Source organism: Streptomyces flavochromogenes, from assembly GCF_000717595.1.
GTDB lineage: Bacteria > Actinomycetota > Actinomycetes > Streptomycetales > Streptomycetaceae > Streptomyces > Streptomyces flavochromogenes.
Map to the genome: position 1 here is coordinate 1 of NZ_JNZO01000009.1, position 14,653 is coordinate 14,653.

Sequence of the window (14,653 nt, forward strand, 5' to 3'; positions counted from 1 at the left end):
CGTCTCACCCGGGCGGGCTTCGAGGCCGACGTCCTTGAGGACGGACTCCTCCGCACCGGGGTACCGGAAGTCGGCACTCCGGACCTCCAGATGCCCCCGGTCGCCGGATGTACGGACCGGGAAGGCCGGCGGGACGACGGACGAGCGGATGTCGAGCACCTCGCGGACACGGACGGCGCCCGCCTCGGCCCGGGGCATGTGCATGAGGAGGAAGAGGACCATCATCACGGACATCGAGATCTGGAGCAGATAGCCGAGGAAGGCCACGAGCCCGCCGGGCTGGAGTGCGCCCGAGTCGATGCGGTGGGCGCCGACGTACACGAGGGCCACGGTCGTCAGCTCCCAGACGACGAGTACCGTCGGGAACATCAGGGCCTGGAGCCGGCCGGCCCGGAGGCCGACGGAGCGGAGTTCGTCGTTGGCGGCGGCGAACCGTTCCCGCTCGTGCCGGTCACGGACGAAGGCGCGGACCACGCGGACGCCGGTGATCTGCTCACGCAGCACCCGTCCGGCGCGGTCGATGCGCTCCTGCATGCCCTTGAAGAGCGGCCGCATCCGCAGGACGACGGCGCCGACGGCCCCGGTCATCACCGGCACGAAGAGCAGCAGCACCAGGGCGAGCGGCACGTCCTGGCGCAGGGCCATGGCGATGCCGCCGAAGCAGAGGAGCGGCGCGGCGACCAGCATGGTCAGGACGAGGACGGTGAAGGTCTGGATCTGCTGGACGTCGTTGGTCGTACGGGTGATCAGGGAGGCGGCGCCGAAGCGGCCCCGCTCCCGCGCGGAGAACTCCTGGACGCGGCGGAAGACTTCGGAGCGCAGGTCGCGGGCGACGCCCATGGCGACCCGGGCGCCGGTGTAGGTGGCGGCGGCCGCGGCCGCCGCCTGGAGGAGGGTGACGGCGACCATCGCGGCGCCGCCGCTGAGGACACGGTCCGTGTCGCCGCGCAGGACGCCCCGGTCGATGACGCCGGCGTTGAGGGCGGGCAGGGCGAGGGAGGCGAGGGACTGGACGAGCTGGAGGGCGACGAGGAGGGCGAGGAGGTGCCGGTACGGCCTGAGGCGGGGCGCGAGGAGTCGCAGCAGCATGGTGACGGTCCCTCACGCGCCGTAGGGGCGCACGGACTTGGCGTCCTTGAGGGCGCGTCCCCACCAGCCGAGCTGGTCGAGGAGCGCCTTGGCGGCGCCCTCCGCGCCGGCGGGGTCCTTGTGCCGTCCGTCCGCGTCGAACAGCCCATGGGCGTTGTGGAAGGAGACGGTGTCGCGGACGGTGACCGCGTGCATCTCGGCGTACACCTGCCGGAGCTGCTCGACGGCCCGCAGGCCGCCGGAGATCCCGCCGTAGGAGACGAAGCCGACGGGCTTGGCCTGCCATTCGGTGTAGTGCCGGTCGATCAGGTTCTTGAGGGCGGCGGGGAAGGAGTGGTTGTACTCGGGGGTGACGACGACGTACGCGTCGGCGGCCTCCAGCACCGGGGTGACCTTGGCGAGTTCGGCGCGGACGGCCGGGGACGGGTCGTAGGAGAGGGAGGTGGGGAGGTCGATCTCGGCGAGGTCGACGACGGTGACGGTGAAGTCCTCGCGCTCGGCGAGGCGGGAGCGGAACCAGTCGGTGACGACGGGGGCGAAGCGTCCTTCGCGGTCGCTGGCGACGACGAGGGCGAGGGTCAGGGGGGCGGGGGCGCCGTCCGCGGCGGCGGGAGTCGCGGAGGAGGCGGGGGAAACGGTGGCCGTGGAGGCGTTCGTGATGTCCATGCCGATGATCGTGGTACCTCAAGTTTGGTTGAGGTCAAGCGGCGATCCGAAGCCCTTCCCCAAGGCCGTTTCCCCGGACGTACGGTGAGTGCATGACGACTCCGACCCCGCACATCGAGATCGACGGCGCCCCCGCGACCGACCCCGGGCTGCTCGCCGCCCTCATGACCGGCTTCGGACACTTCACCGCGATGCAGGTGCGAGACGGACGCGTGAAGGGCCTCGACCTGCACCTCGACCGCCTCGACCGCGCGACCCGCGAACTCTTCGGCCGGGAACTGGACGGCAAGCACGTCCGCACCCTGATCGCCGGGGCCCTCGCGACCTCCGGGCAGCGGAACGCCTCCGTGCGCGTGTACGTGTACCCGGACGTCCGTATCGCGGTGACCGTCGCCGCCCCCGCCCCGGACGGCCCCGGCGCCCCGCAGCGCCTGACGACGGTCGAGTACTGGCGACCCGCGCCGCACATCAAGCACCTGGGCGGCTTCGGCCAGAGCTATCACCGCGCGGCGGCGCAGCGAGCCGGCTTCGACGAGGCCGTGCTGACCTCCCCGTACGGCGAGATCGCCGAGGGCGCGATCACCAACATCGCCTTCTGGGACGGCACTTCGGTGGTCTGGCCGTCGGCTCCCTGCCTCCGCGGGATCGCCATGACCCTCCTGGAACCGCGACTGGAGTCGGTCCGGCGCCCGGTCACGCTGGCCGATCTGGCGGGCTACCGGGCCGCGTTCGTCACCAACTCCCGCTCCATCGCGGCCGTGACGGCGATCGACGAGGTGACGTTCGCGGTGGACGAGGAGCTCATGGGACGGGTGTACTCGGCGTACGACTCGGTGGAGTGGGACGAACTGTAGAGCGACACAGGGCGCATGCGACCGCGCACGACGTGCGGGCCGCACGGGGGACACACCGGAAGGGTCCGAGACACACCGTCTCGCCGCGCGAGGCCGGCGGGCAAAGCGCTCGCCCGACAGGGGTCCGGGCGGGTCCGAGGGCGCCTGAAAGGGTCCGAGGGGCGCGCAGGACACGGCGGACCCGCCCGACGGGCGGCACCTGATCACCCGTTCGGCACGAAGCGTCACCTGACACAACGCAACCCGCCCTGACCTGCGTAAACACAGAAAATCCAGGCGACACACCGTATCGGACGGCCCAATCCTGATGCCTCATCAGGAGGCGCGGCGCGCGCGGCGGCTCTTATCTCGGTCACAGAAGGCCGTTCCGGGAAGTCCCTCCCGGAACGACCGCCCCGCTCGACCGCTCGCGCGCCCCGGAGGCCCCCCATGCGCACCATTGTCCGCCTGTTCACCGGTACCGCGCTGACGGTCGCCGCGATCGGAGCCCTCGCCGTCCCCTCGGCATTCGCCGGCGACTCCGAGTGGCTCGAAATCTTCCCCTCCGATGCCGAACCCGGCACGACCGTCACCGTGAACACGCTCGCCTGCGGCAAACACGGCCGCGGCGTCGGGGACGCGAACTCGCTCGGCGCGGGCGAGTTCCAGCTGAGCCCGAGCACGCACAAGGAGGTCGTGGTCGGCCAGTTCCACGTACCGGAGCACGCCAAGGCCGGCACGTACGGCATCAGCGTGGCCTGCGACAACGGCAAGACGGCCCGGGGCGACCTGACCGTCAAGCACCGCCGTCCCAGCGGCCACGTCCAGACCGGTGTCGGGGGCAGCGTCGGCCCCGACACCGCCCAGGTCACGGCAGGCGCGGCGGTGCTGGCCGCAGCTGCCGTGGGCGGGGTCTGGCTCCTGCGTCGCCGGGCGAGCGGCGCGCAGGGCCACTGAGACCATCCGCCTGTCCTGCCCCCGCCGGAGCGCCCGATCGCGGCCCCGGCGGGGGCAGGGCCACACCCCAGGGAGCCCAGGTGGGCAACAGGAGCAAGGGCTGGGGCATAGCCGCGGCCGCCTGCGTCGGGCTCTGGCTCGTCCAGAACGGCTCTGAGCAGGTCACCCCGCCCGTGCCGTCGGCAGCCCAGGCCTTCGCCGCAGGGCCGAGCGTGCACACCGACGCCGCGGCCGACCCGCTGCCGCCCTCGGCGCCGGTCCGGCTGCGCATCCCCGAGACCGACGTCGACACCCCGATGATGCCGCTCGGCCTGGCCTCGGACGGTTCGCTCGCCGTACCGCCAGCCGGGAACCGGAACATGGCCGGCTGGTACGAGGGCGGCGCCGCGCCCGGCGCCAAGGGCACGGCGATCGTCGCGGGCCATGTCGACAACGCCGAAGGGCCTGCCGTCTTCTACACGCTCGGCGCCCTGAAGAAGGGCCACCGGATCGAGGTGGACCGGCAGGACGGGCGGACCGCGGTGTTCACGGTGGACGCGGTCGAGGTCTACGAGAACAAGGACTTCCCGGACCGGAAGGTGTACGACGAGGCGAACCGCGCGGAGATCCGGGTGATCACCTGCGGCGGCGGCTTCTCGAAGAAGAACGGCTACCAGGGGAACGTGGTCGCCTTCGGGCATCTCATCGGGGTGCGACCGTCGGCCCGGTGAGCGTCGGCCACCGCGACCGCCCGGTGAACGGTCGGGTGAGCGTCAGGCCCACTGGTCGAAGGCGAGCTTCGCGACCAGCGAGAGCACCACGACGAGCAGCACCCCGCGCACGAACTCGGCGCCCTTGCTGAGCGCCATCCGCGCCCCGACCGTCCCGCCGATCAGGTTGAAGACCGCCATGACGGCGGCGAGCTGCCAGTACACGCTGCCCTGGTACGCGAACATCGCGAGCGCGCCCGCGTTGGTGCAGACGTTGACGATCTTCGCGGTCGCCGAGGCGGTCACCAGGTCGAGGTGGAGGACGGCGGTCAGCGCGAGGACCAGGAAGGTGCCGGTGCCGGGACCGAACAGGCCGTCGTAGAAGCCGATCCCGCCGCCGACCACGACGATCGCGGTCACGATCCGGGCCCGGGTCAGCGGCGCCCGCTCCTCCCCCTCGGCCTTCGCGCCGAACGACGGCCGCAGCATCACGAAGGCCGCCACCGCGAGCAGGACGACCATGATGACCGGGCGCAGCACGTCGCTGCTGATGCCCGCCGCGAAGAAGGCGCCGGCCATGGAGCCCGCGAGGGCGGCGAGCCCGATGCGTACCGCCGTCCAGACCCGCACGGGCGCCTTGCGGACGTAGGTGATGGCGGCCCCGGTGGTGCCGACGATCGCGACGGCCTTGTTGGTGCCGAGGATGTGCGCGGCCTGGACGTTCGGCAGACCGAGCAGCAGGGCGGGCAGCAGGAGCAGCCCGCCGCCGCCGACCACCGCGTCGATCCAGCCCGCCACGAGCGCGGCGAGGCACAGCAGGACAAGGGTGGTCAGCGAGATCTCGGGCATGCCCGAGAGCCTAGGGAGGCGATCGTTGCCCCGTCCATCAATCTCTGGAGAGTTGAGCTACGTCTGAGCTTGCGGCGCCGGGGTCTCGGTCGGGGGCCGGCGGCGCGGCCGGGGAGACGGAGGCCGTGAGGAGGGTCGCGGCGAGCGCGCCGGCGCCGAGGAGGGCGGCGGCGAGCCGGCGCCGGGCCTGCTCGACGGAGTGGCCGCGGGGGACGCGGGGAGCGCCGTGTCTAGGCATGGTCGAAGTCCTCGCTGTGGATGCGGGAGGCCGGTACCCCGGCCCGGATCAGGTTGGCGGTGGCGGCGCGGGCCATGGCGGGCGGACCGCAGAGGTAGACGTCGTGGGCGGCGAGGTCCGGCACCAGATGGCGCAGGGCGCGCGGCGCGAGGGGGTCGAAGGAGTCGTCGGAGCGGCCGAGGAGGAAGTGGAGGGCGGCCTGCCGTTCGCGGGCGATGGCCTCCAGCTCCTCGCGCAGGACGAGCCCGGCGGCGTCGGAGGCCCGGTAGAGGAGGGTCACGTCGCCGGGGCCGCCGGGCAGCGTCTCGAACAGGGCGCGCAGCGGGGTGATGCCGACGCCTCCGGCGAGCAGCAGCACCTTGCGGCGGGTGCGGCGGTGGGCGGTGAGCGCCCCGAAGGGGCCGGAGGCGAGGACCCGGACGCCGGGGCGGAGCCGGCGGATGCGGCGGGTGTGGTCGCCGAGCGCCTTGACCGTGATCCGCAGGGTGTCGTCGCGGACGGGCGCGGAGAGGGAGAAGGGCAGCGCGGTCGCCCAGAGCCCGCGCCGCAGGAAGCGCCAGCGGAAGAACTGGCCGGGCTCGGCGCACAGTCGGGCCACTCCCCTGCCCCGGACGAGAACCGAGACGACGCCCGGGCCCTCGTCGCGCACCTCGACGACCCGCAGCTCGTGGCGGAGGGCGGCACGGACGGGGACGACGAGCCGGTACCAGAGGAGGAGGACGGCGACGGTGCCGTGCGCCATCGACCAGAGCCAGCGGACGAGGAGGCTGCCGGCGATGTCGGGGCCGGCGAGCTGGTGGACGAAGCCGAGGGCGGCGGCGAGCAGCCCGCCGAGGTGGACGGCCCGCCAGATCTCGTGCCGGACCCGGCTCCGTACGGCCCGGGCGGAGGTGACGCCGACGGCGACGAAGAGGGCGGTGCCGGCGGTGGCGGCGGCGATCGCCCCGTACCCCAGGAGGCCCCCGGTGGCGGTGACGAGGTCGGTACGGGTGTGCACGGCGTAACCGCAGAGCGCGAGGAGCGCGTGCGCGCCGATCAGGCCGAGGACGTACCGGCCGCCGAGGGCGTGCCAGCGGGCGAGCCGGTCGGCGCCCACGCCGTGCTCGACGGCCGGGACGCGGGCCATGAGCAGCAGCAGGACGAGGACGCCGTACCCGGCGAGGAGACCGGTGAGGTGCGCGCCGGACGCGAAGAAGGCGTCGAGGCGGGCGGAGGCCCGGGCCTGGACACCCCAGAGCAGGGCGACGGCCCCGGCGCCGCCGAGGATCGCGTTCCTCAGGCGCCCGGGGGCGAGCCGCAGCACGGGCAGGGGCGGGGCGGGTGCCGGCGGCGCGGGGGCCGGTTCGGCGCGCAGGGGTCGGAGGGGTACGTAGAGAGGATGGCTGGCCTCGGTGGTCACATCCGGCACAGTAGGTCCGCCCGTATACGGGAATCCGCAGCTCAGCTCACTCCCCCCGATCCTTAAGCCTGGCTTGAGCCGAGCCTGACCGCGGGTTAATCCGGACGGCCGCCCCGCCCGGCCTCACAGCGGACGGGGCCGGGGACGGAGATCAGCGTTCCGTACGGGAAACAGTCGGGATCCCGTCGGGTAACACCGGCCGCGCACGCTTCCCGGTATGAGTACACGGATCGTGGTGGTCGGGGGCGGAACGGCGGGCGCCCGGCTCGCCCAGCGCCTGCCCGTCACCCTCCTCGGCGAGGAGCCGCACGCCCCGTACAACAGGGTGCTGCTCGCCGACGTCCTCGCCGGGCGGTACGCCCCCGAGGTGATCGCCCTGCCCGGGACCTGCGAGCCGGTACGGCTCGGGGTGCGGGCGGTGCGGATCGACCGGGCGGCGCGGACGGTGGAGTGCGCGGACGGTTCGCTCGTCGGCTACGACCGTCTGGTCCTGGCCACGGGATCCAACCCGGTACTCCCTCCGCTGCGCGGACTGCGCCGCCCGGGCGGAGCGGAGCTGCCGGAGGGCGTCCACGCCTTCCGCACGCTCGACGACTGCCTGGCGCTGCGCGACCGGGTACGGCCCGGGGTGCGGGCGGTGGTCATCGGCGGCGGGCTCCTCGGAGTCTCGGCGGCGCGGGCACTGGCCGCGCTGGGCGCGGAGGTGGTGCTCACCCAGCAGGGCGAGCGCCTGATGGAACGCCAACTGGACGAGGCCGCTTCGGACCTGCTTCGCGAGCATGTCGAGTCCCTCGGGGTCGAGGTGCACACCGAGTGCCGGGTGAGCGGTCTGCGGCAGCGGGACGGAGAGGTGACGGCGGTCGAACTGGCCGACGGCTTCGTCCTCGACGCGCAGGTCGTGGTCCTGGCGTGCGGGGTCCGCCCGAGGGTGGCCCTGGCGAGGGAGGCGGGCCTCGCGGTGGCGACGGGGATCGTGGTCGACGACGAGCTCCGGACGTCGGACCCGTACATCCACGCGATCGGCGACTGCGCGGAGCACGGGGGCAGGGTCTACGGCCTGGCGGGCCCGGCCCTGGACCAGGCGGACGCCTTGGCGGACCTCCTCCTGTCGGAAAACTCCGTTCACTCCCGTGGAGGCACGCCCGAGACCGCCACCTCCACCCACTCCCGTGTGGGCGATCGTCCCGCCGGGGCGGTGGGGGTCCCCCCGGACGAAGCGCTCGTGACCGGGTACACCGGCACCCGCGCCCTCACCCGCCTCACCCTCGGCGGAGCCGAACCCTTCGACCTCGCCGCCTTCGGCGAGGCCACCCCGCGACCGGGCGACGACGTCGTCCAGCTCACCGACGCCACCCGCCGCGCCTACCGCAAGGTCGTCGTCCGCGGAGACCGCCTCGTCGGTGGCGTCCTCCTCGGCGATCTGGCCGCCGTCGGCACGCTCGCCCGGGCCTGGGAGGGCGACGAAGCCCTGCCCGACGAGGCCCCCCTGCTGCACCTGCTCACCCACGACGGAGGCTCCTCATGACCACCCCCACCATCGTCCTGGTCGGCCACGGAATGGTCGGCCAGCGGTTCCTGGAGTCGCTCGCCGACCGCGGTGTCACCGAGCGGGCCAGGATCGTCGTCCTCTGCGAGGAGCCGCGCCCCGCCTACGATCGCGTCCAGCTGACCTCGTACTTCTCCGGCAAGACCCCGGACGATCTGTCGATGGTCGAGGCGGGCTTCATGGAGAAGCACGGCATCGAGCTGTACGTGGGCGACGCGGCGGAGTCGGTGGACCGCGAGGCCCGCACGGTGACCGCGCGCTCCGGGCGGGTCTTCGCGTACGACGCTCTCGTCCTCGCCACCGGCTCCTACCCCTTCGTGCCTCCCGTCCCCGGCAAGGACGCCCGCGGCTGCTTCGTCTACCGGACGATCGAGGACCTCCTCGCGATCGAGGAGTACGCGAAGACGGCGACGACCGGCGCGGTCGTCGGCGGCGGTCTGCTCGGCCTGGAGGCGGCCGGCGCGCTCAAGGGCCTCGGACTCGACACCCACGTCGTGGAGTTCGCACCCCGGCTGATGCCGGTGCAGGTCGACGAGGGCGGCGGCGCCGCGCTGCTGCGCACGATCGAGCGGATGGGTCTGACCGTCCACACGGGGACGGGTACCCAGGAGGTCGTGACGGCGGACGGCTCGGTCACGGGCATGAAGCTGTCGGACGGCTCCGAACTGGCCACGGACATGGTCGTGTTCTCGGCCGGTGTACGGCCCCGGGACCAGCTCGCCCGCGACTGCGGCCTGACCGTCGGGGAGCGCGGCGGCATCGCGGTCGACGAGCAGTGCCGCACCTCCGACCCGGCGGTCTTCGCGATCGGCGAGTGCGCCCTCGCCTCGGACGGGCGGGTGTACGGCCTGGTCGCGCCGGGCTACGAGATGGCGCAGACGGTGGCCGCGACCCTGGCGGAGGAGGCGGGCGAGGGCGACGGCTTCACCGGCGCCGACCTGTCGACGAAGCTGAAGCTGCTCGGCGTGGACGTCGCGTCCTTCGGCGACGCGCACGGCACGGCCGAGGGCTGCCTCGACGTGGTGTACTCCGACTCCCGTTCGGGGGTCTACAAGAAGCTGGTCGTGAGCGGCGACGGTGTCCTCCTCGGCGGTGTCCTGGTCGGCGACGCCGAGCAGTACGGCCTGCTCCGCCCGCTCACCGGCACCGTGCCGCCGGTCTCCCCCGAGCAGCTGGTCCTGCCGGCGGGCGCGGGCGCGCCGGTCGCGCTGGGGCCCTCGGCGCTGCCGGACGACGCGGTGATCTGCTCCTGCCACAACGTGACGAAGCACGCGATCGGCGCGTGCTCCTCGCTCGCCGAGGTGAAGAAGTGCACCAAGGCCGGTACGGGCTGCGGCAGTTGCGTGAAGGTCATCGAGAAGCTGCTGCCGGCGCCGGCCGACAAGGGCCTGTGCGGCTGCTTCTCGTACACCCGGAGCGAGCTGTACGAGATCGCCCGCGCCCTGCGGGTGACCTCCTTCGCCGCACTGCTCGACTCGCACGGGCGGGAGGAGGCGCGGGGCGGGGAGGGCTGCGAGGTCTGCAAGCCGACCGTCGGCTCGATTCTCGCCTCGCTCAACAACGGCTACATCCTGGACGGCGAGCAGGCCTCCCTCCAGGACACCAACGACCACTTCCTCGCCAACATGCAGCGCAACGGCTCGTATTCGGTCGTTCCGCGCATCCCCGGCGGCGAGATCACCCCGGACAAGCTGATCGTGATCGGCGAGGTGGCCCGCGACTTCGGCCTCTACACGAAGATCACCGGCGGCCAGCGGATCGACCTCTTCGGGGCCCGGGTGGACCAGCTCCCGTCGATCTGGACCCGGCTGGTCGACGCGGGCTTCGAGTCGGGGCACGCGTACGGCAAGGCGCTGCGCACGATCAAGTCCTGCGTGGGGCAGACCTGGTGCCGGTACGGCGTCCAGGACTCGGTGAAGATGGCGATCCAGCTGGAGCTGCGCTACCGGGGCCTGCGCGCCCCGCACAAGCTCAAGTCGGCGGTCTCCGGCTGCGCCCGCGAGTGCGCCGAGGCGCAGTCGAAGGACTTCGGGATCATCGCGACGGCCGGCGGCTGGAACCTGTACGTCGGCGGGAACGGCGGCGCGACCCCGCGCCACGCGGATCTGCTCGCCCAGGACCTCTCCGACGCCGAACTGGTGCGCCTGATCGACCGGTTCCTGATGTTCTACATCCGGACGGCGGACCGCCTGGAGCGGACGTCGACCTGGCTGGAGCGCCTGGAGGGCGGGCTCGACCACCTCAAGGACGTGGTGGTGCACGACTCGCTCGGGCTCTGCGACGAGCTGGAGGCGCTGATGGCGGCCCACGTCGCCGACTACCAGGACGAGTGGGCGCAGACCCTGGACGACCCGGAGCGGCTGCGGCGCTTCGTCTCCTTCGTGAACGCACCGGAGGCACCGGACCCCTCGGTCCGCTTCGTCCCGGAGCGCGACCAGATCAAGCCGGACCTCACGATCCTGACGCTCGGCAGGACGAACAGCACGCTGGAAGGGGCTTCCTCCCGATGACGACCCTCACGACGCTCACCACGACGACGCTCGAGATCTCCCCCGACCCCGGCTCCTGGGTGACGGTCTGCGAGGAGGCCCGGCTGACTCCGGGCCGGGGCGTGGCCGCACTGCTGCCGGACGGCCGGCAGGTGGCGGTCTTCCGGGACCGCTCGGGACGGACGTACGCGATCGACAACCGCGACCCGTTCACGGGGGCGCAGGTGCTCTCCCGGGGACTCCTCGGTTCGGCGGAGGGGCGGCCGTTCGTGGCCTCGCCGCTCCTGAAGCAGCGCTTCGACCTGGAGACCGGCCGATGCCTGGACGACGACGAGGTCACGGTGACGGTGTTCCCGGTGCGTGTGACGTCGCACGTGTGACGTCCCTCGCGTGGCGTCGCTCGCGTGACCTCGCACGAGGGAAGTAACTTGACCGATCGTTCCAGATAGTCGTACGGTCCTCTCGTGGCCAGGACCAAGGAATTCGACCCCGACGCCGCGCTCCAGGCCGCTCTCGACCTGTTCTGGGCGCGCGGCTACGAGGCGACGACGATGTCGGACCTCGTGGAGCACCTGGGTGTCGGCCGGGCCAGCATCTACGCGACCTTCGGGAACAAGCACGCGCTGTACCTGAAGGCCATGGACCGCTACCTGGAGACCCGCGACCCGCGGATCGTCGAGGAGCTGTCCGCCCCGGGCCCCGCCCTGCCGGCCGTCCGCGCGCTCGTCCGCCGTTTCGCCTCCGAGGCGTCGGCCGACGACGAGCGGCTGAACGGCTGTTTCGTCACCAACTCGGCGGCGGAACTGGGTCCGCACGACACGGCGGTGGCCCGTCGGGTCGAGCTCAGCTGGGAGCAGATCGAGACGCTCCTGTACGGGGCGCTCACCCGGGCCCGCGCCGGGGGCGAGCTCCCGGCCGACCGGGATCCGCGCGCCCTGGCGCGCATGCTCCTGGTCCTGCTCCAGGGGATCCGGGTAGTCGGCAAGGCGTCGAGCGACCCGGCCAGGGTCCGGGACGCGGCGGAACAGGCGTTGGGCCTGCTGGACTGAGGCAGCCGGACGGAGGAAAGGGCGCCCACGGGGGGCGCCCTTTCTTCGGGGCTCATTCTGGAACGTACGGTCAAGTACAGGGGGATGGAAAGTGTCGTCGACAAAGCTGCGGGAACCCGACGGGCCCGCCGGCGGCGGAGGCCGTACGGACCGACGCGGCGCACGCGGAGGCCGTACGGACGGACGCCGCACACGCGTAGGCCGGACACCCGAGAGCCGCACACCGGGAGGCCGCGCCCGCGAGCCCCGCACCCGCGGAGGCTTCGCCCTCCTCGCGGCCGTGCAGATGACCCTCATCTTCACGCTCGCCTCCCTCGCCGTGCCCCTCCCCCGCATCGGCGTCGAATTCCGGCTGGACCGCGCCCAGGTGATCCTGCTGAGCGCCGCGTACGGCCTGACCTTCGCCGGACTGCTCCTCTTCGGCGGGCGGCTCGCCGACCGCTACGGCGGGCGCCGGATCCTCACCGCCGGGCTGCTGGTCTTCGGCGCCGCCTCCGCTCTCGCGCCGCTCACCCCCGGGTACGAGGCACTGCTCGCCGCCCGGTTCGGCCAGGGCGCCGGCGCCGCGCTCGTCGCCCCGGCGGCGATGGCGGTGCTCCGGTCCCTGTTCCCCGAACCCGCGACGTACGGCAGGGCGATGGCCACCTGGGGCGGCCTCTCCGTGCTGGGCGCCACCGCGGGGAACCTGCTCTCGGGGGTGATCGCGGGGGCCACGTCCTGGCGCGGCACGTTCGCGGTCCCGGTGGCGGTGACCGTCACCGCCCTGCTCCTGGCGCCGCGCGTACTGCCGGGGACCGCACCCGGACCCGGCGATGCTCCGAACGGCCGCTCCCTCGACCTCCCCGGCGCCCTGCTCGCCACCACCGGGATCACCCTCGCCAGCTTCGGGCTCGTCCTCACCGACGCCCACGCGTGGGGCTCCGTCCCGGTCCTCGCCCCCCTCCTGTCCGGGCTGGCCCTGCTGGCCGCCTTCGGGGCGGTGGAGCGACGCACCGCCGACCCGCTGCTGCCCCCGGACTTCCTGCGCGACGGCCGCCGGGCCCTGGGCCTGGCCGCGATCGGCCTCACGGCGGCCGGCACGGCCACCGTCTTCATCCTGCTCTCCCTCTCCTTCCAGCAGCAGCGCGGCTGGGACGAACTGCGGGCCTCGGCCGCCTTCGTGCCCTTCGCGGTCGCCCTGCTGGGCTCGGGACGGCTCGCGGGCCCGCTGATCGGGCGGTACGGCCCGGGGCGCGTGACCGCGGCCGGGCTCGGCACCGCGGCGGCGGGGCTCGGACTGCTCGCCGCGACCGGTTTCGACACCTCGGTGCCGTACGCGTACGGGCTGCTCCCCGGCCTGCTCCTGCTGCCGGCCGGCGGCGCCCTGTCCTTCTCGGCCGCCGCCGTCCTGGCCACCGAGGGCGTCCCGGCGCACCGGGCGGGCCTCGCGGGCGGCGTCCTGAACACGGCGATGGAACTCGGCCCGACCGTGGTCTTCGCCGCACTGCTCACCCTCGGCGGAGACGCGGTGTCCCTGGCGGCCGCCGCCGCCCTCTTTTCCGCACTCGCCGTCACCGTCACCACGATCCGCGCACGCAGCAGGCACACACACGGGAGTCGACTCACATGAACGCACGCTTCACCGACCGCGTCGTCCTGGTCACCGGGGCCGGATCCGGTCTCGGCCGGGCCATCGCGCTCGCCTTCGCCGCCGAGGGCGCGAAGGTCGTCGTCGCCGGCCGTACCACCGAGCCCCTGGAGGGGACGGTCGGTCTGATCGAGGCCGCCGGGGGCACCGCCACCGCCGTCACGGCCGATGTGGCCGACGCCGGGTCCGTACGGGAACTGGTCCGGCGTACGGTCGAGGTCTACGGCGGTCTCGACGTGGCCGTGAACAACGCGGGGGTCTTCCGCGGCGGCCACAGCGCCGCCGACTTCCCTCTCGACGACTGGCGGACACTGCTCGACATCAACGTCACCGGAGTGCTGCACGCCCTGCAGGCCGAGGTGACGCACATGCGGGCGCACGGCGGCGGCTCGATCGTGAACATCGCGTCGAACCTGGGCCCGCACGTCCGGATCCCGGGGGTCTTCGGCTATCAGGTCTCGAAGGCGGCCGTGTCGGCGCTGACCAGGGCCGCGGCCCTGGACCACATCGCCGACGGGGTCCGGATCAACGCGGTCAGCCCCGGCGCCTCGGAGTCCGCGATGTCCCTGCGGCCCGGCGAGACGGAGGCCGATCGGGAGGTCCGGATGAAGCAGGAGTCCCCGCTGGGCCGGATCTCCTCCGCCGCGGAGGTGGCGGCGGCGGTGCTGTACCTCGCGTCGGACGCGGCCGGCTCCGCCGTCGGCACGGACCTGGTGATCGACGGCGGCGTCTCCGCCTGACGCGCGCGGGGCTCAGCCCTGGGCGGCCGCCGGGTCCATCCAGAAGACCTCCCAGTGGTGGCCGTCCAGGTCCGTGAAGGAACGGCCGTACATGAAGCCCATGTCCATCGCCTCCTTCGCGGGGGTGCCGCCGGCGGCGAGGGCGGCGTCGGCGAGCTCGTCGCACTTCTCACGGCTCTCGGCGCTCAGGGTGACCAGGACCTCCGTGGCCTTGGTGGCGTCGGAGATCTCCTTGCCGGGGGCCATGAAGGACTTGAACTTGTCCTCTGCGAGGAGCATCGCGAAGATCGTGTCGCTGAAGACCACACAGGCGGTGGTCTCGTCGCTGAACTGCGGGTTGTGGGAGAAGCCGAGCTTCTCGAAGAAGGCCCTGCTGGCGTCGACACTCTTGACGGGCAGGTTCACGAAGATCATCTGCGGGGCCATGGTGCGCTCTCTCTTCCCTTGCGGTCGCGCCGGTCGCTCCGGCGCTTTCAAGAGGT

General features: G+C 73.1%; 15 protein-coding genes. 9 read left to right on the plus strand and 6 right to left on the minus strand.

The genetic code is table 11. From position 1 onward, the window contains the following. On the minus strand, window positions 1–1,089 hold a 1,089-nt coding region (locus tag IF00_RS0112410), incomplete at its 3' end, for an ABC transporter permease (RefSeq protein ID WP_030317382.1). Window positions 1,090–1,101: 12 nt separating this feature from the next. Further along, window positions 1,102–1,755 (minus strand): NADPH-dependent FMN reductase, encoded by a 654-nt coding sequence (locus IF00_RS0112415; protein ID WP_030317383.1) that lies wholly within the window; start codon window positions 1,753–1,755, stop codon window positions 1,102–1,104. 92 nt (window positions 1,756–1,847) lie between these two features. Here IF00_RS0112415 and IF00_RS0112420 point away from each other — a divergent pair, with 92 nt between their 5' ends. From IF00_RS0112420 to IF00_RS0112430, 3 genes are all read left to right on the plus strand, one after another. Continuing rightward, the gene (locus IF00_RS0112420) at window positions 1,848–2,609 is read left to right on the plus strand and encodes an aminotransferase class IV (RefSeq protein WP_030317384.1); all 762 of its coding nucleotides are present in this window, start codon (window positions 1,848–1,850) and stop codon (window positions 2,607–2,609) included. A gap of 429 nt (window positions 2,610–3,038) precedes the next feature. Further along, on the plus strand, window positions 3,039–3,545 hold the full coding sequence (locus IF00_RS0112425; protein ID WP_030317385.1) for a hypothetical protein: 507 nt from the start codon (window positions 3,039–3,041) through the stop codon (window positions 3,543–3,545). Between the two features lie 80 nt (window positions 3,546–3,625). Further along, window positions 3,626–4,255 carry a class F sortase gene (locus IF00_RS0112430; RefSeq protein WP_030317386.1) on the plus strand — a complete coding sequence of 210 codons (630 nt, stop codon included), beginning with the start codon at window positions 3,626–3,628 and terminating at the stop codon, window positions 4,253–4,255. Window positions 4,256–4,297: 42 nt separating this feature from the next. Here IF00_RS0112430 and IF00_RS0112435 read toward each other — a convergent pair whose 3' ends face one another. Genes IF00_RS0112435 through IF00_RS0112440 form a run of 3 tightly spaced genes read right to left on the minus strand, consistent with a single transcriptional unit; the run spans window position 4,298 to window position 6,729 of the window. After that, complete coding sequence (locus IF00_RS0112435; RefSeq protein ID WP_030317387.1) at window positions 4,298–5,083, minus strand: sulfite exporter TauE/SafE family protein; 786 nt, start codon at window positions 5,081–5,083, stop codon at window positions 4,298–4,300. A gap of 37 nt (window positions 5,084–5,120) precedes the next feature. Continuing rightward, window positions 5,121–5,321, minus strand: a complete 201-nt coding sequence (locus IF00_RS45600; protein WP_158710452.1) for a hypothetical protein — start codon at window positions 5,319–5,321, stop codon at window positions 5,121–5,123. Further along, window positions 5,314–6,729 (minus strand): ferredoxin reductase family protein, encoded by a 1,416-nt coding sequence (locus tag IF00_RS0112440; protein ID WP_425338305.1) that lies wholly within the window; start codon window positions 6,727–6,729, stop codon window positions 5,314–5,316. Before IF00_RS0112440 ends, IF00_RS45600 begins: the two co-directional genes overlap by 8 nt. A 208-nt stretch (window positions 6,730–6,937) precedes the next feature. Here IF00_RS0112440 and IF00_RS0112445 point away from each other — a divergent pair, with 208 nt between their 5' ends. From IF00_RS0112445 to IF00_RS0112470, 6 genes are all read left to right on the plus strand, one after another. Then, entirely contained in the window at window positions 6,938–8,245 is a 1,308-nt protein-coding gene (locus IF00_RS0112445; RefSeq protein ID WP_030317389.1) for an NAD(P)/FAD-dependent oxidoreductase, read from the plus strand. After that, window positions 8,242–10,776: a nitrite reductase large subunit NirB gene (gene nirB, locus IF00_RS0112450; protein WP_030317391.1), complete on the plus strand. Its 2,535-nt coding sequence runs from the start codon at window positions 8,242–8,244 to the stop codon at window positions 10,774–10,776. The genes IF00_RS0112445 and nirB overlap by 4 nt, the downstream gene beginning before the upstream one ends. Beyond that, window positions 10,773–11,135 (plus strand): nitrite reductase small subunit NirD, encoded by a 363-nt coding sequence (gene nirD, locus IF00_RS0112455; RefSeq protein ID WP_030317393.1) that lies wholly within the window; start codon window positions 10,773–10,775, stop codon window positions 11,133–11,135. The genes nirB and nirD overlap by 4 nt, the downstream gene beginning before the upstream one ends. Window positions 11,136–11,219: 84 nt before the next feature. After that, window positions 11,220–11,804, plus strand: a complete 585-nt coding sequence (locus IF00_RS0112460; protein WP_030317394.1) for a TetR/AcrR family transcriptional regulator — start codon at window positions 11,220–11,222, stop codon at window positions 11,802–11,804. Between the two features lie 280 nt (window positions 11,805–12,084). Continuing rightward, window positions 12,085–13,413: an MFS transporter gene (locus IF00_RS0112465; protein ID WP_388305372.1), complete on the plus strand. Its 1,329-nt coding sequence runs from the start codon at window positions 12,085–12,087 to the stop codon at window positions 13,411–13,413. Beyond that, entirely contained in the window at window positions 13,410–14,171 is a 762-nt protein-coding gene (locus IF00_RS0112470; RefSeq protein WP_030317400.1) for an SDR family NAD(P)-dependent oxidoreductase, read from the plus strand. The genes IF00_RS0112465 and IF00_RS0112470 overlap by 4 nt, the downstream gene beginning before the upstream one ends. Before the next feature lie 12 nt (window positions 14,172–14,183). On the opposite strand, the gene IF00_RS0112475 is transcribed toward IF00_RS0112470, so the two are convergent. Continuing rightward, window positions 14,184–14,597, minus strand: coding sequence for a VOC family protein (locus tag IF00_RS0112475; protein ID WP_030317401.1), 414 nt, complete (start codon window positions 14,595–14,597; stop codon window positions 14,184–14,186). Between the last annotated feature and the right edge of the window lie 56 nt (window positions 14,598–14,653).

Bases quoted from the DNA above. Each gene is read 5' to 3' on its own strand.
- IF00_RS0112415 (WP_030317383.1), bottom strand. From the start codon at position 1,755: ATGGACATCACGAACGCCTCCACGGCCACCGTTTCCCCCGCCTCCTCC.
- IF00_RS0112420 (WP_030317384.1), top strand. From the start codon at position 1,848: ATGACGACTCCGACCCCGCACATCGAGATCGACGGCGCCCCCGCGACC.
- IF00_RS0112425 (WP_030317385.1), top strand. From the start codon at position 3,039: ATGCGCACCATTGTCCGCCTGTTCACCGGTACCGCGCTGACGGTCGCC.
- IF00_RS0112435 (WP_030317387.1), bottom strand. From the start codon at position 5,083: ATGCCCGAGATCTCGCTGACCACCCTTGTCCTGCTGTGCCTCGCCGCG.
- IF00_RS45600 (WP_158710452.1), bottom strand. From the start codon at position 5,321: ATGCCTAGACACGGCGCTCCCCGCGTCCCCCGCGGCCACTCCGTCGAG.
- IF00_RS0112445 (WP_030317389.1), top strand. From the start codon at position 6,938: ATGAGTACACGGATCGTGGTGGTCGGGGGCGGAACGGCGGGCGCCCGG.
- nirB (WP_030317391.1), top strand. From the start codon at position 8,242: ATGACCACCCCCACCATCGTCCTGGTCGGCCACGGAATGGTCGGCCAG.
- nirD (WP_030317393.1), top strand. From the start codon at position 10,773: ATGACGACCCTCACGACGCTCACCACGACGACGCTCGAGATCTCCCCC.
- IF00_RS0112470 (WP_030317400.1), top strand. From the start codon at position 13,410: ATGAACGCACGCTTCACCGACCGCGTCGTCCTGGTCACCGGGGCCGGA.
- IF00_RS0112475 (WP_030317401.1), bottom strand. From the start codon at position 14,597: ATGGCCCCGCAGATGATCTTCGTGAACCTGCCCGTCAAGAGTGTCGAC.